The organism is Pseudoroseomonas sp. WGS1072, assembly GCF_049340465.1.
Classification (GTDB): domain Bacteria; phylum Pseudomonadota; class Alphaproteobacteria; order Acetobacterales; family Acetobacteraceae; genus Pseudoroseomonas.
Genome location: NZ_JBMPSU010000001.1, coordinates 1748185 through 1770194 on the forward strand (window position 1 = coordinate 1748185; position 22010 = coordinate 1770194).

The 22010-nt window shown below is 70.2% G+C and carries 18 protein-coding genes and 3 tRNA genes; 14 read left to right on the forward strand and 7 right to left on the reverse strand.

The annotated features are described in order from the left end of the window. Window positions 1-113: 113 nt before the first annotated feature. The 3 genes from gabT to rlmB form a co-directional block, all read right to left on the reverse strand. Entirely contained in the window at window positions 114-1430 is a 1317-nt protein-coding gene (gene gabT, locus ACF3NH_RS08325; protein ID WP_422922505.1) for a 4-aminobutyrate--2-oxoglutarate transaminase, read from the reverse strand. Window positions 1431-1576: 146 nt separating this feature from the next. Continuing rightward, window positions 1577-1804: a hypothetical protein gene (locus ACF3NH_RS08330; protein WP_422922506.1), complete on the reverse strand. Its 228-nt coding sequence runs from the start codon at window positions 1802-1804 to the stop codon at window positions 1577-1579. A 107-nt stretch (window positions 1805-1911) separates the two neighbouring features. Then, window positions 1912-2814 (reverse strand): 23S rRNA (guanosine(2251)-2'-O)-methyltransferase RlmB, encoded by a 903-nt coding sequence (rlmB, locus tag ACF3NH_RS08335; protein ID WP_422922507.1) that lies wholly within the window; start codon window positions 2812-2814, stop codon window positions 1912-1914. A gap of 164 nt (window positions 2815-2978) precedes the next feature. On the opposite strand from rlmB, the gene ACF3NH_RS08340 reads away from it, so the two are divergent. From ACF3NH_RS08340 to ACF3NH_RS08375, 8 genes are all read left to right on the forward strand, one after another. Continuing rightward, window positions 2979-3061, forward strand: a tRNA-Tyr gene (locus ACF3NH_RS08340). Between the two features lie 102 nt (window positions 3062-3163). Continuing rightward, window positions 3164-3237: transfer RNA gene (locus tag ACF3NH_RS08345), tRNA-Gly, on the forward strand. 88 nt (window positions 3238-3325) lie between these two features. Further along, complete coding sequence (gene tuf / locus ACF3NH_RS08350) at window positions 3326-4513, forward strand: elongation factor Tu (RefSeq protein WP_198365193.1); 1188 nt, start codon at window positions 3326-3328, stop codon at window positions 4511-4513. Between the two features lie 160 nt (window positions 4514-4673). Then, window positions 4674-5162, forward strand: a complete 489-nt coding sequence (locus tag ACF3NH_RS08355; protein WP_198365194.1) for an RDD family protein — start codon at window positions 4674-4676, stop codon at window positions 5160-5162. 37 nt (window positions 5163-5199) lie between these two features. Beyond that, a tRNA-Trp gene (locus ACF3NH_RS08360) sits at window positions 5200-5276 on the forward strand. 151 nt (window positions 5277-5427) lie between these two features. Next, on the forward strand, window positions 5428-5634 hold the full coding sequence (secE, locus tag ACF3NH_RS08365; RefSeq protein WP_198365195.1) for a preprotein translocase subunit SecE: 207 nt from the start codon (window positions 5428-5430) through the stop codon (window positions 5632-5634). Between the two features lie 16 nt (window positions 5635-5650). Beyond that, window positions 5651-6187: a transcription termination/antitermination protein NusG gene (gene nusG, locus ACF3NH_RS08370; protein ID WP_198365196.1), complete on the forward strand. Its 537-nt coding sequence runs from the start codon at window positions 5651-5653 to the stop codon at window positions 6185-6187. Window positions 6188-6197: 10 nt separating this feature from the next. Beyond that, window positions 6198-6635 (forward strand): DUF2062 domain-containing protein, encoded by a 438-nt coding sequence (locus ACF3NH_RS08375; RefSeq protein ID WP_422922508.1) that lies wholly within the window; start codon window positions 6198-6200, stop codon window positions 6633-6635. A 131-nt stretch (window positions 6636-6766) separates the two neighbouring features. Here the strand turns inward: ACF3NH_RS08375 and ACF3NH_RS08380 are convergent, their stop codons facing one another. Genes ACF3NH_RS08380 through ACF3NH_RS08395 form a run of 4 tightly spaced genes read right to left on the reverse strand, consistent with a single transcriptional unit; the run spans window position 6767 to window position 10435 of the window. Then, a complete protein-coding gene (locus ACF3NH_RS08380) occupies window positions 6767-7675 on the reverse strand; it encodes an efflux RND transporter periplasmic adaptor subunit (protein WP_422922509.1) in 909 nt (302 codons plus the stop codon). Beyond that, window positions 7672-7881: a DUF1656 domain-containing protein gene (locus ACF3NH_RS08385; RefSeq protein ID WP_422922510.1), complete on the reverse strand. Its 210-nt coding sequence runs from the start codon at window positions 7879-7881 to the stop codon at window positions 7672-7674. The genes ACF3NH_RS08380 and ACF3NH_RS08385 overlap by 4 nt, the downstream gene beginning before the upstream one ends. Further along, on the reverse strand, window positions 7878-9935 hold the full coding sequence (locus tag ACF3NH_RS08390) for an FUSC family protein (protein ID WP_422922511.1): 2058 nt from the start codon (window positions 9933-9935) through the stop codon (window positions 7878-7880). Before ACF3NH_RS08390 ends, ACF3NH_RS08385 begins: the two co-directional genes overlap by 4 nt. Beyond that, window positions 9935-10435: a MarR family winged helix-turn-helix transcriptional regulator gene (locus ACF3NH_RS08395; RefSeq protein ID WP_422922512.1), complete on the reverse strand. Its 501-nt coding sequence runs from the start codon at window positions 10433-10435 to the stop codon at window positions 9935-9937. The genes ACF3NH_RS08390 and ACF3NH_RS08395 overlap by 1 nt, the downstream gene beginning before the upstream one ends. A gap of 337 nt (window positions 10436-10772) precedes the next feature. Here ACF3NH_RS08395 and rplK point away from each other — a divergent pair, with 337 nt between their 5' ends. The 6 genes from rplK (at window position 10773) to rpoC (ending at window position 21890) form a co-directional block, all read left to right on the forward strand. Further along, window positions 10773-11207 carry a 50S ribosomal protein L11 gene (gene rplK, locus ACF3NH_RS08400; protein WP_198365201.1) on the forward strand — a complete coding sequence of 145 codons (435 nt, stop codon included), beginning with the start codon at window positions 10773-10775 and terminating at the stop codon, window positions 11205-11207. Window positions 11208-11210: 3 nt separating this feature from the next. Continuing rightward, window positions 11211-11912: a 50S ribosomal protein L1 gene (gene rplA / locus ACF3NH_RS08405; protein WP_198365202.1), complete on the forward strand. Its 702-nt coding sequence runs from the start codon at window positions 11211-11213 to the stop codon at window positions 11910-11912. Window positions 11913-12258: 346 nt separating this feature from the next. Continuing rightward, window positions 12259-12777 (forward strand): 50S ribosomal protein L10, encoded by a 519-nt coding sequence (rplJ, locus tag ACF3NH_RS08410; protein ID WP_422922513.1) that lies wholly within the window; start codon window positions 12259-12261, stop codon window positions 12775-12777. 108 nt (window positions 12778-12885) lie between these two features. Further along, on the forward strand, window positions 12886-13269 hold the full coding sequence (gene rplL, locus ACF3NH_RS08415; protein ID WP_198365204.1) for a 50S ribosomal protein L7/L12: 384 nt from the start codon (window positions 12886-12888) through the stop codon (window positions 13267-13269). A gap of 175 nt (window positions 13270-13444) precedes the next feature. Further along, complete coding sequence (gene rpoB, locus ACF3NH_RS08420; RefSeq protein WP_198365205.1) at window positions 13445-17626, forward strand: DNA-directed RNA polymerase subunit beta; 4182 nt, start codon at window positions 13445-13447, stop codon at window positions 17624-17626. 82 nt (window positions 17627-17708) lie between these two features. After that, a complete protein-coding gene (gene rpoC, locus ACF3NH_RS08425) occupies window positions 17709-21890 on the forward strand; it encodes a DNA-directed RNA polymerase subunit beta' (RefSeq protein WP_422922514.1) in 4182 nt (1393 codons plus the stop codon). Window positions 21891-22010: the final 120 nt, after the last annotated feature.

The following is a 22010-nucleotide window of genomic DNA, read 5'->3' on the forward strand; positions in this document are numbered from 1 at the left end:
TGCCCTCCCTGAACGGCCGGCAGGGCAGATGGGCATGGGGCGTGAGGCCGGCAAGGAGGGCACGGGGGCCAGGGGTGCCCGGCGGGAGGAGGCCCCCCGCCGGGCGGCCGGGTTCAGGCGGCGCGCTCGGCCACGCACTCGCGCAGCGATTCGCCCAGGATGTCCATGCCCTCGTTGATCAGCGCGTCGGAGGCGGTGAGCGGCACCAGGAAGCGGACGACATTGCCGCGCACGCCGCAGGCCAGGATGATCAGGCCCTTCTGCGCCGCCCGGGCGATCAGCGCCTTGGTCAGGTCGGGGTCGGGCCGGTCGGGGTTGTTCCCCGAGACCAGCTCCATCGCCACCATGGCGCCGAGGCCGCGGATATCGCCGATCACGCCCTCCAAGCTGTTGGAGGACTGCATCTCCTTCAGCCGGCCGGTGAGCAGCTCGCCGATCTGCTCGGCCCGGGCGCAGAGCCCTTCCTCCTCGATCACGTCGAGCACGGCATTGCCGGCGGCGCAGGCCAGCGGGTTGCCGCCATAGGTGCCGCCGAGGCCGCCGGCGCCGGGGCTGTCCATGATCTCGGCCTTGCCGGTGACGGCGGAGAGCGGGAAGCCGCCGGCCAGCGACTTGGCCATGGTCATCAGGTCGGGCTGCACGCCGGAATGCTCGATGGCGAACATCTTGCCGGTGCGGGCGAAGCCGGTCTGCACCTCGTCCACGATCATGACGATGCCGTGCTCGTCGCAGATCTTGCGCAGGCCGGCGAGCAGCTCGGCCTGGGCGACATAGAAGCCGCCCTCGCCCTGGACGGGCTCGATGATCATGGCGGCGATCCGCTTCGGATCGACATCGGCGCGGAACATCACCTCCAGCGCCTCCAGCGTCTGCGCCACCTCCTTGCCGTGATAGGTCACGGGGAAGGGCAGGTGGTAGATCTCGCCCGGCATCGAGCCGAAGCCCGCCTTGTAGGGCACCACCTTGCCGGTCAGCGCCATGCCGAGCAGGGTGCGGCCGTGGAAGGCCCCGGAGAAGGCGATGACGCCGTTCCGCCCGGTGTGGTGGCGGGCGATCTTGACCGCGTTCTCGATCGCCTCGGCGCCGGTGGTGAGGAACACCGTCTTGCGCGGGCCGCGCGTCGGCACCTTCTCGTTCAGCCGCTCGGCCAGGCGGATATAGCCCTCATAGGGCATCACCTGGATGCAGGTATGGCTGAAGCTGTCGAGCTGCTTCTGCACCGCCGCCTTGACCTTGGGGTGCAGGTGGCCGGTGTTCAGCACCGCGATGCCGGCGGCGAAGTCGACGTAGCGCTTGCCCTCGATATCGGTGATCTCGGCATTCTCGGCCTTGGCCGCGAAGACCGGCAGCTGGATGCCCAGACCGCGCGGCACCGCCGCCTCGCGCCTCGCCTGCAGAGCCGCGTTGCTCCCGGTTGCCGTCACGCTCATCGCCCGTCACTCCCAATGGCCATGGATGCCGCGGACCATGCGCCCCTCGCCGTGTCCGGGCAAGGGCGGAGGCGGGCGAATCGCCGCGTGGCGTGCAAATATCGCTGTGCGATCAAGGGACTGGGCGATCGGGGGCGGGGTTGCGGTCAGGCCCGCCGGGCGGGGCCGAAGGCATCCTCGGTGGTGGCGCGAACGACGCTGGCGAAGAGGCGCAGCGCCTCCGGCCCGCCCTGGTCGATCAGGGCGCCCTCCTCCATCTCGTGGGCCAGGGTCTCGGCCTGGCCGGCCAGGAGTTGCGCGGCGCGGCGCAGCGCCTCCTGCGACAGGGCGAGCTGCTGCTGTTCGGTGAAGTCATGCCAGGTGGCGAGGGCCATGGTTGCTCAGTCCAAGGTTGTGCCATCCTGGCCAGGGTTCCCGCCTCAGGGGCGGCCGGCGCAGCCTGCCCGCCGGAGGCTTGACGAAAGCTGAAGGCGCGGTGGCCTCAGCCCTCGCGCGCCAGTTCGTAGAGCGCCACGGCGGCGGCCACCGAGACGTTCAGGCTCTCCACCGCGCCGGAGATCGGCAGCCGCACCAGCTCGTCGCAGGTCTCGCGCTGCAGCCGCCGCAGGCCGCTGTCCTCGGCGCCGAGCACCAGTGCCACCGGCCGGTCCCGCGGCCTGGCGCGGGCCAGCTCCTCGCGCGCCTCCCCGGCCAGGCCCATCACCCAGTAGCCGGCCTTCTGCAGGGTCTGGATGGTGCGCGCCAGATTGACCTCGCGCGCCACCGGCACGCCGTCGAGCGCGCCGACGGCCGCGCGCGCCATGGCACCGGTCTCGGGTGGCGCGTTGCGGTCCTGCATGACCACCGCGGCGGCGCCGAAGGCGGCGGCGGAGCGCAGGATGGCGCCGACATTGCGCGGATCGGTCACCTGGTCGAGCAGCAGGACGGTGCCGCGCGAACGGGCCAGCACCTCGTCCAGCGGCACCGGAGGCAGCGGCTCGGCCAGCAGGGCGGCGCCCTGGTGCACCGCGTCCTCCGGCAGGAAGGTCTGGAAGCGGCCCCGCTCGGCCCGCTCGGCCTGCAGCGGCCAGGGCCGGGGCAGACGCGCGGCCAGGGCCTGCTCGGCCTCGGCGGTCAGCAGCAGGCGGCGGTTGCGGCGGCGCGGATTGGCCAGGGCGGCGGCGACGGTGTGCAGGCCGTAGAGCCAGAGCGTGCCGCCCTCGGCGCGGTCGCGGTCGCGCGCCGGCGCGGCCTCGCCGGCGGCGTCGGGGCGGCCGCGCGCGCCTTCGCGGTGGCGGTCCGGCTGTCGCGGCTCGGGCGCCGGCGTGGCCGGGGCGGAGGTGGCGCGGAAGGGGGTACGGGCGGGGCGGCGCGGGCCTTCCGGCCGGCGAGGGGGGCGGGACATGGCGGCATCCTGCGGATCGGCGGGGACAAAGCAAGCGAATGACGGGGCCGGCGGGCGGCGGCGGGCGAAGCGAGCGGATTCTTCGCCCCCTTCGCGCGGGGTGCGTTGACAGGCGGTGCCGAAACCGGATAGTGCGCGGCGCTCCCGCCGGCCGGGGAAAGCGCGGAGGGGTGCCCGAGTGGCTAAAGGGGACGGACTGTAAATCCGTTGGCTTGCGCCTACGTTGGTTCGAATCCAACCCCCTCCATATCCGGCCTGTCGCCGCGAGGCATCGCGGCACCGGCCGGGCGGCAATCCTCCCCGGTTGGACGGCGCCACGGCGCGGTGGCCCGCAAGGGCCCCGTGCGGTGCGGGTGTAGCTCAATGGTAGAGCCCCAGCCTTCCAAGCTGGTTGTGCGGGTTCGATTCCCGTCACCCGCTCCATCTCTCTGCCGAGGGGCTGGAGCCGGGTGCGGGGCAGAGGGCCGGATGTCGCGCCGGTATCGGCGCTGGACCGACAGGGTGACGATAGATGGCGAAAGCTAAGTTTGAGCGGACGAAGCCGCACTGCAACATTGGCACGATCGGGCATGTGGATCATGGCAAGACGTCGCTGACGGCGGCGATCACCAAGGTTCTGGCGAAGTCGGGCGGTGCGTCGTTCACGGCGTATGACCAGATCGACAAGGCGCCGGAGGAGCGGGCTCGCGGCATCACGATCTCGACGGCGCATGTCGAGTACGAGACGGCGAACCGTCACTACGCGCATGTGGATTGCCCGGGCCACGCCGACTACGTGAAGAACATGATCACGGGCGCGGCGCAGATGGACGGCGCGATCCTGGTGGTGTCGGCGGCCGACGGCCCGATGCCGCAGACGCGGGAGCACATCCTGCTGGCGCGCCAGGTTGGCGTTCCGGCGCTGGTGGTGTTCCTGAACAAGTGCGACATGGCGGACCCCGACCTGCTGGAGCTGGTGGAGATGGAGGTGCGCGAGCTGCTGTCCTCCTACCAGTTCCCGGGCGACGACATTCCGGTGATCCAGGGCTCGGCGCTGATGGCGCTGGAGGACAAGAACCCGGAGCTGGGCGAGCAGGCGGTGCTGAAGCTGATGGAGGCGGTGGACGCCTACATTCCGCAGCCGGAGCGCCCGAAGGACCGTCCGTTCCTGATGCCGATCGAGGACGTGTTCTCGATCTCGGGCCGCGGCACGGTGGTGACCGGGCGCGTGGAGCGCGGCATCATCAAGGTCGGCGAGGAAGTCGAGATCGTCGGTCTGAAGGACACGACGAAGACGACGGTGACGGGCGTCGAGATGTTCCGCAAGCTGCTGGACAGCGGCGAGGCGGGCGACAACATCGGCGCGCTGCTGCGCGGCACGAAGCGCGAGGACGTGGAGCGCGGCCAGGTTCTGGCGGCGCCGGGCTCGATCAAGCCGCACTCGAAGTTCAAGGCGGAGGCCTATGTGCTGACGAAGGAGGAGGGTGGCCGTCACACGCCGTTCTTCACCAACTATCGTCCGCAGTTCTACTTCCGCACGACGGACGTGACGGGCGTGGTGACGCTGCCGGAAGGCGTCGAGATGGTGATGCCGGGCGACAACGTGTCGATGGACGTCGAGCTGATCGCGCCGATCGCCATGGACGAGGGCCTGCGCTTCGCCATCCGCGAGGGCGGCCGCACCGTCGGCGCCGGCGTCGTCGCCAAGATCAGCAACTGATCCGCCTCCCGCGCCGGCCTGGCCGGCGCGTGGGGAAAGGGAGCGGGCGGTCCCCCGGGGGCCGCCCGCTCTTTTTTTGCGCGGGCTTTTGTGCCGGGCGGGTGGCGGGCGGCGGAATCCTCTACAGTTCCGCCCGGACCGCAGAAGGACAGCACGGCCGATGCCCAGCAGACTGGACCCCCTGCCGCCCGGCTGGGCCGGCAGCCGCTACGCCAGCTTCGGCCGCCGCCTCGGGGCGCAGCTGATCGACTTCCTCTGCCTGCTGCCGGTGGGATTCCTGCTCGGCCTGGTGCAGGCGATGTCGATCTCCCTGCAGGGCGGCGATCCCGCCGAGCAGGACCCCGGCCTGCTGTCGGAGCTGATGGTGCAGCTCATCCTGGCGCTGATCATCCTGCTCTTCTGGGTGCTGCGGCAGGCCACGCCGGGCAAGCTCGCGCTGGGGCTTCGCATCGTCGATGCCGAGACCGGCGCGCCCGCCTCCTTCCCGCGGCTCCTGGCGCGGTACTGCAGCTACATCCTCTCCGCCCTGCCGCTCTGCCTCGGCTACTTCTGGATGCTCTGGGATCCGCGCCGGCAGTGCTGGCACGACAAGCTGGGGCGCACCGTGGTGCTGCATGTCGGCGGCCCCTCGACAGGGGTTGCCGGCTGACTTATAGACCCAGCCTCGCGCAGCGATGGCGCCGCGCAGGGGCGTAGCTCAATTGGCTAGAGCGCCGGTCTCCAAAACCGGAGGTTGGGGGTTCGAGACCCTCCGCCCCTGCCAGTGTCCAGGCTTTGATGCCGGTGCGGCCCCCGAAGGAGTCCGGGGCCCGGCCCGGCCCGCCGCGCGAGGCCGGGTCTTGCGGGGTGGCTCCGGTCCGGAGACCGCCCGCGCTGTGTTTCCCAGAGAGTCGTTTCCCAGGAACCAGGTAAGGTTGGCAGTTTTGGCGAAGCTCGATCCCGCGGGGTTCATCCGCGATGTGCGGCAGGAGGTGTCCCGCGTCACCTGGCCGACGCGCAAGGAGACGCTGATCACCACCGGCCTGGTCCTGGCGCTCTCGGCCCTGGCGGCGGTGTTTTTCCTGGCGACCGACAAGCTCATCCAGCTCGCGATGAGCCTGCTGTTCGGCTTCGGTGTTTGAGGGCGGGAGCGGTTCCATGGCCGACATGAAGTGGTACGTCGTTCACGTCTATTCGGGCTTCGAGAAGAAGATCGCGAGCCAGATCAAGGAGCAGGCGGCCCAGAAGGGGCTGGCTGACAAGATCGGCGACATCCTCGTCCCCTCCGAGGAGGTGACGGAGGTGCGGCGCGGCCAGAAGGTCAATTCCGAGCGCAAGTTCTTCCCCGGCTACGTGCTGGTGAAGATGCAGATGACCGACGAGGCCTGGCACCTGGTCAAGGACACGCCCAAGGTCACCGGCTTCCTCGGCGCCCGCAACCGCCCGAGCCCGATCAGCGAGGCCGAGGCGCTGCGCATCGTGCAGCAGGTCCAGGAGGGCGCCGACAAGCCCAAGCGGCCCGCCATCGTCTTCGAGGTGGGCGAGCAGGTGCGCGTCGCCGACGGTCCCTTCACCAGCTTCATGGGCTCGGTGGAGGAGGTGGACGAGGAGAAGGGCCGCGTGAAGGTCTCCGTCTCCATCTTCGGCCGCGCCACCCCGGTCGAGCTCGAATACGCCCAGGTCGAGAAGGTCTGAGGCCCTTGCCTTGCTCCGCGGCCTGATCCAGGGGCTGCGGGGCCGCTGGGAGAGCCTCATGGCCTCCCCGGGCGGCGCTACGCATGTGGCGCGGGGCGTCGCCGCCGGAGCTGCCGCCGCCATGCTGCCGGCCTTCGGCCTGCATCTCGCCGTCGCCGCCCTTCTCGCCCTGATCCTGCGCGGCAGCCTGCCGGTGGCCGGTGGCACCTGCCTTGCTCTCGGCAATCCCCTGACCCATGCCATCCTGTTGCCGGCCGAGTACGCGATCGGCCGCCTCCTGCTGCCGCCCCGGGTGGAATTCCTGCCCGCGCACGGGCCGGCCTGGCTGATGGCGGTGCTGCCGGCGGCGGAGGAGACGGTGGTGGGCGGGCTGGTCCTGGCGCTGCTCGCCGGCCTGCTGGCGGGCGGGGCGGCGTGGCGCGCGCTCGGCGGCGGGCCGCGCGGATAGCACTCCGCTCCGGGCCGCCGCCCTGACCTGGAGCATTTTCCGTTCGCCCTGGCTCACGGCAAACGCTCTGGCCATTTGTTTTTGCGAGCATCTTCACCCGATCAGGTGCTTCCACCTGATCGGGATCCGCTCTAGGGCCGCAGCAGGGACGGCGCGACGCCGTCCGGCATGATGACCACCGTGGCGGTCCGGCCGGGAATCAGCCGCACCGTCTCCGGCACCGGGTCGAGGCGGATCCGCACCGGCACGCGCTGCGCCAGCCGCACCCAGGAGAAGGTCGGGTTGACGTTGGCGACCAGCCCGCTGCCCTGCTCCCGGTCGGCGATGCCGCCGGCGATGCTCTCCACATGGCCGGTGAGCGGCGTGCCCGGCAGGCCCATGAGCGTGACCCGGGCCGGATCGCCGGGATGGATGCGGCCGAGCTTCGTCTCCTCGAAATAGCCCTGCACATGCAGGCTGTCGGCATCGACCAGGGCCAGCACCGCGGTGCCGGCCGCGACATAGGCACCGGGGCGCAGGGTGAGGTTGGTGACGGTGCCGTCGGTCGGGGCGCGGATCTCGCTGCGCTCCAGGTTCAGCCGGGCGAGGTCGCGCTGCGCCTGGGCCTCCTCCCAGGCGCCCTGGGCGGCGGCGGCGTCGGAATGCGCCTGGTCCTGCCGCTGGACGGAGACGATGCCCTCGTTCAGCCGGTCGTAGCGGCGCTCGTCGCGGCGTGCCCGCTCCAGGGTGGCGGCGCGGCTCTCCACCACCGCCTCGGCCTGGCGCAGCGCCAGCTCGAAGCGGGCCCGGTCGAGGCGGAACAGCGGCTGGCCCCGGGTGACGGTGGCGTTGTCGGCCACCAGAACCTCGGAGACGAAGCCGGAGACATCGGGGGCGATGCCGATGATGTCGGCGCGCACCCGGCCGTCCCGCGTCCAGGGTGCCTCCATGTAGTAGCGCCAGAGCTGCCAGCCCACCAATCCGGCGGCGCAGACCAGCGCCAGGGTGAGCAGGAGACGCGCCACGGAGGCGAGGCGCCCGCGGGCAAGCAGCGGCGTCATGGCAGGATGATCTCCGAGAAGGCGACCAGGCCGCCCAGGGTGATGAGGAACAGGGCGAAGTCGAAGAGCGGCGCGTGCCAGACCCAGCGGTAGACGCCGAGCGCCCGCAGCAGCCGGCGCAGCAGCACCGAGGCCGGCAGGGCCAGCAGCGCCCAGACCAGCAGGGCCGGCAGGAAGATGCCGTAGAGGTCGATCTCCGCGATCATGCGGCGAGGCTCCGCTCGGGCCCGGCCTGGGGCGGGCCGGCTTCTGGGAAGAGGGCGAGGCGGATGCCGGAGAGGGCGAGGGCGGCGCGGCGGGCGCCGCGTGCCGTCTCGGCGGCGCAGGTCAGCAGGGCGTCGTCCAGCGGCGCCAGCAGCGCCTCGCGCGGCAGCCGGCCGCGCGCCTCGGCCGCCAGGGCCTGCAGCGCCGCCTCGGCGCGGGCGCGGGAGGCGGGCGGCAGCCCGGCCATCAGCTCGCGCAGGCGCAGCACGTTGAGCGCGGCCCGCAGGTCGGCCAGCTCGGTCAGGCGCACGGTCTGCGCGTCGGCGGCCGAGAGGCGGGCGGCCAGGGCCTCGAAGCGGTCCAGCATGACGCCGAGGATGCGGCGCAGGTCGGCGGGCGCATGGCCCTCGGCGAGCCGGGCGAGGTCGCGCCGGTCGGCCGCCACCAGCCGGCCGACGCGCCAGGACACGCCGAAGGAGCGGACCAGCCGGGTGATCGCCAGCGCCAGGACCAGGCCGCCCAGCGTGGCGAGGCCGCCATCGACGTAGCCGGCGAAGTCGGCGCTGTAGGTCTCCTGCAGGGTCATGACCGCCGGCACGGTGGCGGCCACCGAGAGGGCCATGGCGGTCATCGCCGGCTGGGCGATCAGCGCGCCGGCGATCAGATAGGTCGGCGTCAGGACCAGCAGCAGCAGCGGGAAGCCGTCGATCCGCGGCAGCACGGCGAAAAGATAGAAGCCGGCGATCAGCACGGCGAGGGCGGCGCCGAGGATGAACTTGCGCAGCGCCGGCGCGGGGTCGTCGAGCTGCGCGAAGATGCACAGGGCGACGGCGCTCATCATCGCCAGGCTGGAGCCGTGCGCCCAGCCGCTGACGATCCAGACGGCGCAGCCCGCCAGGGTGGCGAGGCCGGCGGCCAGGCCCGAGAGGGCGACCAGCAGCGGGTCGAGATGCCCCGGCACCGGCTCCGGCTCGTCGGGGGCCGTCTCCTGCGGCCGCTCGGCCAGGATGCGCTCGGTCAGCAGGCGGCACTCCCGCCAGGCGTCGATCAGCTCGCGCAGCCGCTCCAGGAGGCCCTGGCGCACCAGCGCGGCCCAGGGGGAGAGACCGGGAGAGAGACCGGGGGAAAGACCGGGCGGGGGCGGCGCCTCCTGCATCGCCCGCAGCCGCTCCTCCAGCCGCCGGGCGCCGAGCGTGCGGGCCGGGCCGGCCGGCGCGTCGATGCTCTGCGCCATCCAGTCGGAGATCGCCTGTAGCAGCGGGCGCAGCGCCTCGGCCGCGGCGGGGTCGAGCGCCGCCAGGGTGCGGACGCGCTCGCCGATGGCGGTCAGCAGGGTGGGCAGGGCCCGGGCGCGCTCGTGCAGCCGGGGCAGCCAGAGCAGCTGGGCGCGGCGGTCCGGCGCCTCGTAGCGGGCCTGCAGGAAGAGCAGGCGCAGGGCGGCGCCATCCCGGGCGATGCGGCGCCGCTCCGCGGAGAAGCGATCCGGGTCGTGCTCGCCCGCCAGGCTGTCGGCGCCATAGCGGGCGAGGTCGGCGAGCCAGGCGCGGGTGCCGTCGAGCAGCCTGGGCGTGCCCTGCTTCGGGAAGAGCACGCCGTGCATCAGATAGGCGCAGAGGATGCCGAGGCTGATCTCGATCATGCGCGAGACGGCGGTGTCGAAGACGGTGCCGGGGCTGTCCACGATGGGGAAGCAGATCAGCGCCGCGGTGTAGCCCGAGAGCATGAAGGCGTAGCTGCGCGGGGTCGGGTCGACCATCGAGGCGGCCAGGCAGCCGCCGATCCAGCAGGCCATGACCAGGGCGAAGAGCGCCGGCGCGTCGACCAGGTTGGGCAGCGCCAGGATCGCGAAGACGCCGCCGCCGAGGGTGCCGGCCAGCCGCCAGACCGCCTTGGCGCGCACCGCCCCGGCGAAGGGCTGCGAGACGATGTAGACCGTGGCCATCGCCCAGTAGGGGCGCGGCAGGTCGAGCGAGAAGGCGATGAACAGGGCCAGCGCCGCCGCGGCGAAGCTGCGGGCCGAGAAGAGCCAGTCGGACAGGGAGGGGGCGGTGGGCATCAGTCGCGGCCTTCCGGCGCCGACCCGGGCCCGGCCGAAGCGGCCATGCCGCCGAGCGCCACCCGCATGCCGTCCAGCACGCGGAGGGCCGCGGCCAGGTCCTGCGGCGCGGCGCCGCCCAGCAGCCGCAGGCGCAGGGCGCCGAGGCGGCGATCCGCCTCGCCGGCGGCGGTGACGCCGGCGGGGGTCAGGTGCATCAGCCGGGCGCGGCGGTCGGCGGGGTCGGCCAGGCGCTCGACGAGGCCGGCCTCGCCGAGCTGGTCCAGCAGCCGCACCAGCGAGGGCTGCTCGATCCCCAGCGCCTGGGCCAGCTCGTGCTGGCGGCAGGGCGCGCCGACACGGGCGCGGAGCAGCAGCAGCGGGGCCGCGGTGGCCTGGGTGAGCCCGAGCGGTGCCAGGCAGAGATCGGCCTCCCGGCGCCAGGCGCGACCGATGAGCTGGAAATGGCCGCCGAAGCGGCGGAGGGCCTCCAGCGACGGCAGGGGGGGCGGGGCAGGCATGGCGGGCAGATAGAAACCTCATCATTAGGATGCAAAGGATTTTGTCATCGCGGCCGCCGATGCCGGCTATCGGCTTCCGGGATAACGCCGGGGGAGGGTGGAGGTGGCTGCCGCGGCGGGCGCAGGCGAGCCATGCGCGGCGCGGGGCGAGGACTCCGCTAGACTCTCCCCGCCCGGCCCGGTATAGGCGCGCCTCCGCCGCATCCCGCCCGTGGCGCGCGCCGTTGCGCGCCCGGATTGTTGCGGCGTTTTTCTCAGGGACGCGGGAGGCCCGGCCCCAGCCTATCGGGGACAGCCGTCAGCACCGCGCGCCTCTGAACGCACAGAGGAACGAGTCATGGCGAAGAAGATCGTCGGCTATATCAAGCTGCAGATCCCCGCCGGCAAGGCGAACCCCTCGCCGCCGGTCGGCCCCGCGCTGGGTCAGCGCGGCCTGAACATCATGCAGTTCGTCAAGGAGTTCAACGCGGCGACGCAGCAGATGGAGCCCGGCACGCCGACGCCGGTCGTCATCACCGCGTATTCCGACCGCACCTTCTCCTTCGTCACCAAGACGCCCCCGAACACCTATTTCCTGCTGAAGGCGGCCAAGCTCGAGAAGGGCAGCCAGACCCCGGGCAAGGGTGGCGTGATCGGCCGCGTGACCAAGTCGCAGCTGCGCGAGATCGCCGCGACCAAGATGAAGGACATGAACGCCAACGACGTCGAGGCCGCCGTGCGCATGCTGGCAGGCTCCGCCCGCTCGATGGGCATGTCCGTGGTGGAGGGCTGATCCATGGCCAAGCAGGGTAAGCGCCTGAAGGCGATCTATGCCGGTCTGGACCGCGACAAGCTGTTCGCGCTGCCGGAGGCGATCGCGACGGTGAAGTCGAGCGCCAAGGCGAAGTTCGACGAGACGGTCGAGATCTCGATGAACCTCGGCATCGACCCGCGCCACGCCGACCAGATGGTCCGCTCCATGGTCTCCCTGCCGCATGGCACGGGCAAGACCGTGCGCGTCGGCGTCTTCGCCCGTGGCCCGAAGGCCGAGGAGGCGAAGGCCGCCGGGGCCGACGTGGTCGGCGCCGAGGATCTGCTGGAGCTGGTCCAGGGCGGCACCATCGAGTTCGACCGCTGCATCGCGACGCCGGACATGATGGGCATCGTCGGCCGCCTCGGTAAGATCCTGGGCCCGCGCGGCCTGATGCCGAACCCGCGCCTCGGCACGGTGACGATGGACGTCAAGGGCGCCGTCGCCGCCGCCAAGGCCGGCCAGGTGGAGTTCCGTGCCGAGAAGGCCGGTATCGTCCACGCCGGCATCGGCAAGGTCTCCTTCTCCGAGGAGCAGCTGGTCGAGAACGCGCGCGCCTTCATCGAGGCGATCCAGCGCGCCAAGCCGACCGGCGCCAAGGGCACCTATGTGAAGAAGGTGGCGGTGTCCTCCTCGATGGGTCCCGGCCTCAAGGTCGACGTCGCCTCCCTGGCGGCCTCGGCCTGATCCGGCGCGGCGGGCTCCCCCGGGGAGCGCGCCGGCCGCAGCGAGATACGCGCGCCGCTCCGGTGGCGCGCGGGCAGGGGGCCGGTCGAGGCCGGCCCCTGACAACCTGTCCGAGAGCGCATGTGGCCCGCGATGGCGGGCCTTAAGGGGGCGGCCGCCCCGCAGGCGTGAGATGGGGATGCCAGGAGATCTGACCGGCGACGCCTCGCGCTGCCGGCGTGATGGACTTGGTCTTCCGCAGACTCAGACAGGCGAACCGGGGCGAGCCGCCAATCCGGCGGCGAGCCCCCGTGTGAACCGGCCGGGGCCCTTCCAGAAGGCACCGGTCACCGTGTGGAGACGGGAGTTGGATCGTACGGAGAAGCGTGCGTTCGTGGCCTCCCTCGCGGATGTGTTCGCGGATACGTCGTTCGTGCTCGTGGCCCAGAACAAGGGTCTCACGGTCGCGGATGTCAGTGATCTGCGGCGCAGGATGCGGGCGGCGGGCGCGACGTATAAGGTCGCGAAGAACCGGCTGGCCACCCTCGCCCTCGACGGCACCCGCTTCCAGGGCATCTCGCCGCTGCTGAAGGGTCCGACCGCGCTCGCGTGGTCGACGGATCCGGTGGCCGTGGCGAAGACCGCCGTGGAGTTCGCCAAGGGTAACGAGAAGTTCGTGATCCTGGGCGGGGCGATCGGTGAGCAGACCCTGAACGTCGATGGCGTGAAGGCTCTGGCCACCCTTCCCTCGCTCGAAACCCTGCGTGCGCAGCTGTTGGGGCTCATCCAGACCCCCGCGACGCGCATCGCCGGCGTGCTTCAGGCACCCGGCGGGCAGGTGGCCCGGGTGCTGGCGGCTTACGCCAAGAAGGACGAGGCGGCCTAAGCGGCGCCTTTCGCGGAAGACACCCGGGTGGGGAAGGGGGCCGGTCCGGCCCCGCCGCCCGGGGATTGCATTCATCATGCCAAGCGACTATTTGGAAGGATACAAGACATGGCCGATCTCGCGAAGCTGGTTGACGAGCTCTCCAGCCTGACCGTTCTGGAAGCCGCCGAGCTGTCCAAGCTGCTGGAAGAGAAGTGGGGCGTCTCCGCCGCCGCTCCTGTTGCCGTGGCCGCTGCTCCGGCTGCCGGCGGTGGCGCCGCCGCCGCTCCGGCCGAGGAGCAGACCGAGTTCACGGTCGTCCTCGCCGCCTCGGGTGACAAGAAGATCAACGTCATCAAGGAAATCCGCACCATCACCGGTCTGGGCCTGAAGGAGGCCAAGGATCTGGTCGAGGGCGCGCCGAAGACCGTCAAGGAAGGCGTTTCCAAGGACGAGGCCGAGAAGATCAAGAAGGTGCTGGAAGAGAACGGCGCCAAGGTCGAGGTCAAGTGAGTTTTACCGGCCCCTTGCCTTGGCGAGGGGCCGGGCCAGCTTGAGCAAGGTTCGGGCGGGGGCCTCCGGGTTCCTGCCCGCGACTGCGTTTCGCGGGGCCGATCCCGCGTGGCGTGAGGTGGGGTAACCCGCCGGCCGGGGCGATTGGGCCGGAGCGAAGGGAAGCAGGACGGGCATGAACGCAATCACGAAGTCGTTCACCGGGCGGAAGCGCATCCGGAAGTCGTTCGGGCGTCTGCCCGAAGTGGCACCGATGCCGAACCTGATCGACGTGCAGCGGGCCTCCTATGAGACCTTCCTGCAGATGGGGGTCGATCCGGACGCGCGCACGAACACCGGGTTGCAGGAGGTCTTCAAGTCGGTCTTCCCGATCGACGACTTCGCCGGCCGTGGCCGCCTGGAATTCGTCCAGTACGAGCTGGAGGAGCCCAAGTACGATGTCGAGGAATGCATCCAGCGGGGGCTGACCTTCGCCGCCCCGCTCAAGGTGCGTCTGCGCCTCATCGTCTGGGACCTGGACGAGGACACCGGCAGCCGCTCCATCCGCGACATCAAGGAGCAGGATGTCTACATGGGCGACATGCCGCTCATGACGGACAACGGCACCTTCATCATCAACGGCACCGAGCGCGTCATCGTCTCGCAGATGCACCGCTCCCCGGGCGTGTTCTTCGACCACGACAAGGGCAAGACGCACTCCTCGGGCAAGTACCTGTTCGCCGCCCGCGTCATCCCCTATCGCGGCTCCTGGCTCGACTTCGAGTTCGACGCCAAGGACATCTGCTACGTCCGTGTCGACCGGAAGCGCAAGCTGCCCGCCACGACGCTGCTCTATGCCCTGGAATCCGAGCGCACCGAGGCCCTGCGCGCCGAGCGCGGCGAGGCGCTGGAGGCGGGCGAGATCCGCGGCATGGACGCCGAGGAGATCCTCAACACCTTCTATGACCAGGTCGTCTTCAGCCGTGGCGCCAAGGGCTGGAGCCAGCCCTTCGTGCCGGACTCCTTCCGCGGCGTGAAGCTGATCGAGAACCTGGTCGATGCCGAGAGCGGCGAGGTGGTCGCCGAGCGCGACACCAAGCTGACGCCGCGTCTGGCCCGCAAGATCGCCGAGGCCGGCACCAAGGAGGTGCTGGTCAGCCGCGCCGAGCTGCTCGGCCGCTTCGTCGCCGAGGATCTGGTGGACCTCACCACCGGCGAGATCTGGGCCGAGGCCGGCGACGAGCTGACCGAGCCGAAGCTGGCCGCCATCGAGCAGGCCGGGCTCGACGCGCTGCCGACGCTGGCGATCGGCCAGAATGTCGGCCCCTGGCTGCGCAACACGCTGGCGGTGGACAAGAACGCCTCGCGCGACGAGGCGCTGATGGACATCTACCGGGTGATGCGCCCGGGTGAGCCGCCGACGCCGGAGACCGCCGAGACCCTGTTCCGCGGCCTGTTCTTCGATGCCGAGCGCTACGACCTCTCCACGGTCGGCCGCGTCAAGATGAACATGCGCCTGGGCTTCAGCCTGGACGACGTGCCGGACACGGTGCGCACCCTGCGCAAGCAGGACATCATCGCGACCGTCCGCACCCTGCTGGAGCTGAAGGACGGCAAGGGCCAGATCGACGACATCGACAACCTCGGCAACCGCCGGGTGCGCTCGGTCGGCGAGCTGATGGAGAACCAGTACCGCGTCGGCCTGCTGCGCATGGAGCGCGCGATCAAGGAGCGCATGGGGTCGGTCGATATCGACACCGTCATGCCGCATGACCTGATCAACGCGAAGCCCGCCGCCGCCGCCGTGCGCGAGTTCTTCGGCTCCTCGCAGCTGTCGCAGTTCATGGACCAGACCAACCCGCTCTCCGAGGTGACGCATAAGCGCCGCCTCTCGGCGCTGGGTCCGGGCGGCCTGACGCGCGAGCGCGCCGGCTTCGAGGTGCGCGACGTGCACCCGACGCATTACGGCCGCATCTGCCCGATCGAGACGCCGGAAGGCCCGAACATCGGCCTGATCAACAGCCTCGCCACCTTCGCCAAGGTGAACAAGTACGGCTTCATCGAGACGCCGTACCGCCTGGTGAAGGACGGCAAGATCACCGGCTCCCCCCGCTACCTCTCCGCCATGGAGGAGGAGAAGCTGGTGGTCGCCCAGGCCGATGCCGAGGTGGATGCCGAGACGGGCGAGTTCCGCTCCGACCTCGTCTCCGTCCGCCAGGGCGGCGACTTCCGGCTGGTGAAGCCGGAAGAGGTGACGGCGATCGACGTCTCGCCGAAGCAGCTCGTCTCCGTCGCCGCGGCGCTGATCCCGTTCCTGGAGAACGACGACGCCAACCGCGCGCTGATGGGCTCCAACATGATGCGGCAGGCCGTGCCGCTGGTGCGCTCCGACGCGCCGCTGGTCGGCACCGGCATGGAGGCCGCGGTCGCGCGCGACTCCGGCGCCACCATCGTGGCGCGCCGTGGCGGCGTGGTGGACAGCATCGACGGCGCCCGCATCGTGGTGCGGGCCACGAATGACGAGGATGGCACCACCCGGGGCGTCGACATCTACCGCCTGCGGAAGTTCCAGCGCTCCAACCAGTCGACCTGCATCAACCAGCGCCCGCTGGTGAAGGTGGGCGACCAGGTGGCGGGCGGCGACATCATCGCCGACGGCCCGTCCACCGAGCTGGGCGAGCTGGCGCTGGGGCGGAACGTGCTCGTCGCCTTCATGCCGTGGAACGGGTACAACTTCGAGGACTCCATCCTGATCAGCGAGCGCATCGCCAAGGATGACGTCTTCACCTCGATCCATATCGAGGAATTCGAGGTGATGGCCCGCGACACCAAGCTGGGCCAGGAGGAGATCACGCGCGACATCCCGAATGTCGGCGAGGAGGCGCTGCGCAACCTCGACGAGGCGGGCATCGTCTATGTCGGCGCCGAGGTGAACCCGGGCGACATCCTGGTCGGCAAGGTGACGCCGAAGGGCGAGAGCCCGATGACGCCGGAGGAGAAGCTGCTCCGCGCCATCTTCGGCGAGAAGGCCTCCGACGTGCGCGACACCTCGCTGCGCCTGCCGCCCGGCACGACCGGCACGGTGGTCGATGTGCGCGTGTTCAACCGCCGCGGCGTCGACAAGGACGAGCGCGCCATGGCGATCGATCGCGCCGAGATCGAGCGCCTGGCGCAGGACCGCGACGACGAGAAGGCGATCCAGGAGCGGAGCTTCCACTCCCGCCTGCGCGAGCGGCTGCTGAACCAGAAGGCCAGCGGCGGCTTCAAGGGCGTGAAGTCGGGCACCGTCATCACCGACGAGGTGCTGGACCAGTTCGCCAAGGCCACCTGGCGCCAGATCGGCGTGCAGGACGACGCCATCATGGTCGAGATCGAGGCGTTGAAGCGCGAGTTCGACGCGGCGGTCGAGAAGCTGCAGAAGCGGTTCGACAGCAAGGTCGAGAAGCTGCAGCGCGGCGATGAGCTGCCGCCCGGCGTGATGAAGATGGTCAAGGTCTTCATCGCGGTGAAGCGGAAGCTGCAGCCGGGCGACAAGATGGCCGGCCGGCACGGCAACAAGGGCGTCGTCTCCCGCGTGGTCCCGGTGGAGGACATGCCCTTCCTGCCGGACGGCACCTCGGTGGATCTGGTGCTGAACCCGCTGGGCGTGCCCTCGCGCATGAACATCGGTCAGATCCTGGAGACGCATCTGGGCTGGGCCTGCGCCAATGTCGGCCGCCAGATCGGCGAGCTGGTGGAGGATTACCGCCGGGTCGGCGCCGCGCGCGACGACCTCCTGGCCAAGCTCCGCGATGTCTATGGCGAAGAGATCTTCGGCCGCGACATCGAGGACATGACCGAGGAGCAGCTGATCGAGCTGGGCGAGAACCTGAAGAAGGGCGTGCCGATCGCGACGCCCGTCTTCGACGGCGCCCGCATCTCCGACATCGAGACGATGCTGGAGAAGGCGGGGATGGACGCCTCCGGCCAGACCACGCTGATCGACGGCCGCTCCGGCGAGCCCTTCGAGCGCAAGGTGACGGTCGGCTACATCTACATGCTGAAGCTGCACCATCTGGTGGACGACAAGATCCACGCCCGCTCCATCGGCCCCTACAGCCTCGTCACCCAGCAGCCGCTGGGCGGCAAGGCGCAGTTCGGCGGCCAGCGCTTCGGCGAGATGGAGGTCTGGGCGCTGGAGGCCTATGGCGCCGCCTATACGCTGCAGGAGATGCTGACGGTGAAGTCGGACGACGTGTCCGGCCGCACCAAGGTCTACGAGGCGATCGTGCGCGATCAGGACAACTTCGAGGCGGGCATTCCGGAATCCTTCAACGTTCTGGTGAAGGAGCTGAAGTCGCTCGGCTTGAACGTCGATCTGGAAAACCGCCCGGCGTGATGCTGCCGCGCGATCAACACCCTTTGCTCAGCCGCGCCGGGGTCACCCCGGCGCGGCGGCCTCACCTTGAGAGGACGGCCGCATGAACGAGCTGATGAAGATCCTGGGCCAGACCGGCCAGGCGATGACGTTCGATCAGATCAAGATCACCATCGCCAGCCCGGAGCAGATCCGCTCCTGGTCCTATGGTGAGATCAAGAAGCCCGAGACGATCAACTACCGCACCTTCAAGCCGGAGCGGGACGGGCTGTTCTGCGCGCGCATCTTCGGTCCGATCAAGGACTATGAGTGCCTGTGCGGCAAGTACAAGCGGATGAAGTTCCGCGGCATCATCTGCGAGAAGTGTGGCGTCGAGGTCACGCTGGCCAAGGTGCGCCGCGAGCGGATGGGCCATATCGAGCTGGCCTCGCCGGTCGCGCATATCTGGTTCATGAAGTCGCTGCCCTCGCGCGTCGGCCTGATGGTCGACATGTCGCTGAAGGAGCTGGAGAAGGTCCTGTACTTCGAATCCTATGTGGTTCTGGAGCCGGGCCTGACCGACCTCAAGCTGCACCAGCTGCTGACCGAGGAGCAGTACCAGTCCAAGCAGGACGAGTTCGGCGAGGATGCCTTCTCCGTCGGCATCGGGGCCGAGGCGGTGAAGCAGATGCTGGCCGCCATCGACCTGGACCGCGAGAGCACGCAGCTGCGCGCCGACCTCAAGGAGACCACCTCCGAGGCCAAGCGCAAGAAGCTGGTCAAGCGGCTGAAGATGATCGAGAGCTTCGCCGAGGGCGGTGCCCGCCCGGAGTGGATGATCCTCGACGTCGTGCCGGTGATCCCGCCCGAGCTGCGCCCGCTGGTGCCGCTGGACGGCGGCCGCTTCGCGACCTCCGACCTGAACGACCTGTACCGCCGCGTCATCAACCGAAACAACCGCCTGAAGCGGCTGATCGAGTTGCGGGCGCCGGACATCATCGTGCGCAACGAGAAGCGCATGCTGCAGGAATCGGTCGACGCGCTGTTCGACAACGGCCGCCGCGGCCGCGCCATCACGGGCGCCAACAAGCGCCCGCTGAAGTCGCTCTCGGACATGCTGAAGGGCAAGCAGGGCCGGTTCCGGCAGAACCTGCTGGGCAAGCGCGTCGACTATTCGGGCCGTTCGGTCATCGTCGTCGGGCCGGAGATGAAGCTGCACCAGTGCGGCCTGCCGAAGAAGATGGCGCTGGAGCTGTTCAAGCCCTTCATCTACTCGAAGCTCGAGAAGTACGGCCACGCCACCACCATCAAGGCCGCCAAGCGGATGGTGGAGAAGGAGCGTCCCGAGGTGTGGGACATCCTCGAGGAGGTCATCCGCGAGCATCCGGTGATGCTGAACCGGGCGCCGACGCTGCACCGGCTGGGCATCCAGGCCTTCGAGCCGGTGCTGGTCGAGGGCAAGGCGATCCAGCTGCACCCGCTGGTCTGCACCGCCTTCAACGCCGACTTCGACGGCGACCAGATGGCCGTGCACGTCCCGCTGTCGCTTGAGGCGCAGCTGGAAGCGCGCGTGCTGATGATGTCGACCAACAACATCCTCAGCCCGGCCAACGGCAAGCCGATCATCGTGCCGAGCCAGGACATCGTCCTCGGGCTCTACTACCTGTCGCTGGAGACGCCGGAGTACCGCGTCGCCGACGAGCAGAAGGCGCCGGCCTTCGCCGATATGGGCGAGATCGAGCAGGCGCTGGCCGCCGGCGTGGTGACGCTGCACACCAAGATCCGCGCCCGCCGTCAGGGCGTGGACGTGGAAGGCCAGCGGATCACGGAGCGGGTGGTGACCACCCCGGGCCGGATGATGATCGGCGCGCTGCTGCCGCATGACGCGGCGCTGCCCTATGCGCTGGTCAACCGCCAGCTGACCAAGAAGACCATCTCGGACGTGATGGACGCGGTCTACCGCCATTGCGGCCAGAAGGAGTCGGTGATCTTCGCCGACCGCCTGATGTCGCTGGGCTTCCGCCAGGCGGCCAAGGCGGGCATCTCCTTCGGCAAGGATGACATGATGATCCCCGCCGAGAAGGAGGGGCTCATCGCGCGCACCAAGGCCGAGGTGAAGGAGTTCGAGCAGCAGTACCTGGACGGCCTGATCACGGCCGGCGAGCGGTACAACAAGGTGGTCGACGCCTGGTCGCGCTGCACGGACGAGGTCGCCGGCGCCATGATGAAGGAGATCTCCCGCCAGGAGGTCGGCCGCGTCACCAACAGCGTCTGGATGATGTCGCATTCCGGTGCCCGTGGCTCGCCGGCGCAGATGCGCCAGCTGGCCGGCATGCGCGGCCTGATGGCCAAGCCCTCGGGCGAGATCATCGAGCAGCCGATCATCGCGAACTTCAAGGAGGGTCTGTCCGTCCTTGAGTACTTCAACTCCACCCACGGCGCCCGCAAGGGCCTGGCGGACACGGCGCTGAAGACCGCGAACTCCGGCTACCTGACCCGCCGGCTGGTCGACGTGGCGCAGGACTGCATCATCGTCGAGAACGACTGCGGCACCGAGCGCGGCATCACCGTGCGCGCGGTGATGGATGGCGGCGAGGTGGTCTCCTCGCTGTCCGAGCGGATCCTCGGCCGGACGGTGCAGCGCGAGATCCTCGACCCGGCGACGGGCGAGGTGCTGCTGCCGCGCAACGCGCTGATCGAGGAAGCCGATGCCGAGCGCATAGAGAAGGCCGGGGTGGAGGAGGTCTATATCCGCTCCGTGCTGACCTGCGATGCGCGGTCGGGCGTCTGTGGCCATTGCTATGGCCGTGACCTGGCGCGTGGCACGACGGTCAATATCGGCGAGGCGGTCGGCGTCATTGCGGCGCAGTCGATCGGCGAGCCGGGCACGCAGCTCACCATGCGCACCTTCCATATCGGCGGCGCGGCGACCCGTGGCGCCGAGCAGTCGGCGGTCGAGGCGACGAGCGACGGCACGGTCTCGGTGCTGAACCGCAACGTGGTGGCCAATTCGGCCGGCGTTCCCATCGTGATGTCGCGCAACTGCGAGATCGTGCTGACGGATGCCAATGGCCGCGAGCGTGCCCGCTACCGCGTGCCCTACGGCGCGCGCCTGCTGGTGCTGGAGGATGGCGCCGAGGTCACGCGCGGCCAGAAGCTGGCGGAGTGGGACCCCTTCACCCTGCCGATCATCACCGAGAAGGCGGGTATCGTCGAATATGCCGACCTGATCGAGGGCGTGACCCTGGTCGAGCGGCAGGACGAGGTGACCGGCCTCTCCTCCAAGGTGGTGGTGGACTACAAGCAGGCGGCCAAGGGTGCCGACCTGCGGCCGCGCATCATCCTGAAGGACGAGAAGGGCCATATCGTCAAGCTGCCGAACGGCGCCGAGGCCCGCTACTTCCTGTCGCCGGATTCGATCCTCTCGGTCGAGAACGGCGCCCAGGTGCAGGCCGGCGACGTGGTGGCCCGCCTGCCGCGCGAATCCTCCAAGACCCGCGACATCACCGGTGGTCTGCCGCGTGTGGCCGAGCTCTTCGAGGCGCGCCGGCCGAAGGACCACGCGATCATCAGCGAGGTCGACGGGCGCGTCGAGTTCGGCAAGGACTACAAGGCGAAGCGTCGCGTCCTGGTGGTGCCGGAGCAGGTGGGTGACGAGCCCCCCGTGCCGCGCGAGTACCTGGTGCCGAAGGGCAAGCACGTCTCGGTGCAGGAAGGCGACTACGTGAAGGCCGGCGACCCGCTGGTCGACGGCCCCCGCGTGCCGCACGACATCCTGCGCGTGCTGGGCGTCGAGGCGCTGGCCAACTATCTGGTGAACGAGATCCAGGACGTCTATCGACTGCAGGGCGTGAAGATCAACGATAAGCATATCGAGGTGATCGTCCGCCAGATGCTGCAGAAGGTGGAGATCCTGGAGCCGGGCGACACCACCTTCCTGGTGGGCGAGACGGTGGAGCGCATCGAGTTCGAGATCGAGAACGAGAAGCGCATCGCCGCCAAGGAGCGTCCGGCGCGGGCCGAGCCGGTGCTGCAGGGCATCACCAAGGCCTCGCTGCAGACGACCAGCTTCATCTCGGCCGCCTCCTTCCAGGAGACGACCCGGGTGCTGACCGAAGCGGCGGTGGCCGGCAAGGTCGACCACCTGGCGGGGCTGAAGGAGAACGTGATCGTCGGGCGCCTGATCCCGGCCGGCACGGGCTCGGTGATGAACCGTCTGCGCGCGCTGGCCGCCCAGCGTGACGGGCAGCGGCTGCCCTCGGGCCAGGGCGCTCTGCCCAAGCCCGGCAGCCAGGCCGCGGAGTAGGACAGGCCCGGCGGGGGGAGTTCTCCCTCCGCCGGCCAGGCTTGAGGTGGCCGGCGCGGTCTGCGCTGGCCGCATGGGAGCCGGGCCCCGTCGGGGCCCGGATTCATGTGTTCAGGGGCG

Excerpts from the sequence above, each read along its gene's own strand:
- gabT (WP_422922505.1), bottom strand. The coding sequence starts at position 1,430 with ATGAGCGTGACGGCAACCGGGAGCAACGCGGCTCTGCAGGCGAGGCGC.
- ACF3NH_RS08330 (WP_422922506.1), bottom strand. The coding sequence starts at position 1,804 with ATGGCCCTCGCCACCTGGCATGACTTCACCGAACAGCAGCAGCTCGCC.
- rlmB (WP_422922507.1), bottom strand. The coding sequence starts at position 2,814 with ATGTCCCGCCCCCCTCGCCGGCCGGAAGGCCCGCGCCGCCCCGCCCGT.
- tuf (WP_198365193.1), top strand. The coding sequence starts at position 3,326 with ATGGCGAAAGCTAAGTTTGAGCGGACGAAGCCGCACTGCAACATTGGC.
- ACF3NH_RS08355 (WP_198365194.1), top strand. The coding sequence starts at position 4,674 with ATGCCCAGCAGACTGGACCCCCTGCCGCCCGGCTGGGCCGGCAGCCGC.
- nusG (WP_198365196.1), top strand. The coding sequence starts at position 5,651 with ATGGCCGACATGAAGTGGTACGTCGTTCACGTCTATTCGGGCTTCGAG.
- ACF3NH_RS08380 (WP_422922509.1), bottom strand. The coding sequence starts at position 7,675 with ATGACGCCGCTGCTTGCCCGCGGGCGCCTCGCCTCCGTGGCGCGTCTC.
- ACF3NH_RS08385 (WP_422922510.1), bottom strand. The coding sequence starts at position 7,881 with ATGATCGCGGAGATCGACCTCTACGGCATCTTCCTGCCGGCCCTGCTG.
- ACF3NH_RS08390 (WP_422922511.1), bottom strand. The coding sequence starts at position 9,935 with ATGCCCACCGCCCCCTCCCTGTCCGACTGGCTCTTCTCGGCCCGCAGC.
- ACF3NH_RS08395 (WP_422922512.1), bottom strand. The coding sequence starts at position 10,435 with ATGCCTGCCCCGCCCCCCCTGCCGTCGCTGGAGGCCCTCCGCCGCTTC.
- rplK (WP_198365201.1), top strand. The coding sequence starts at position 10,773 with ATGGCGAAGAAGATCGTCGGCTATATCAAGCTGCAGATCCCCGCCGGC.
- rplA (WP_198365202.1), top strand. The coding sequence starts at position 11,211 with ATGGCCAAGCAGGGTAAGCGCCTGAAGGCGATCTATGCCGGTCTGGAC.
- rplL (WP_198365204.1), top strand. The coding sequence starts at position 12,886 with ATGGCCGATCTCGCGAAGCTGGTTGACGAGCTCTCCAGCCTGACCGTT.
- rpoB (WP_198365205.1), top strand. The coding sequence starts at position 13,445 with ATGAACGCAATCACGAAGTCGTTCACCGGGCGGAAGCGCATCCGGAAG.
- rpoC (WP_422922514.1), top strand. The coding sequence starts at position 17,709 with ATGAACGAGCTGATGAAGATCCTGGGCCAGACCGGCCAGGCGATGACG.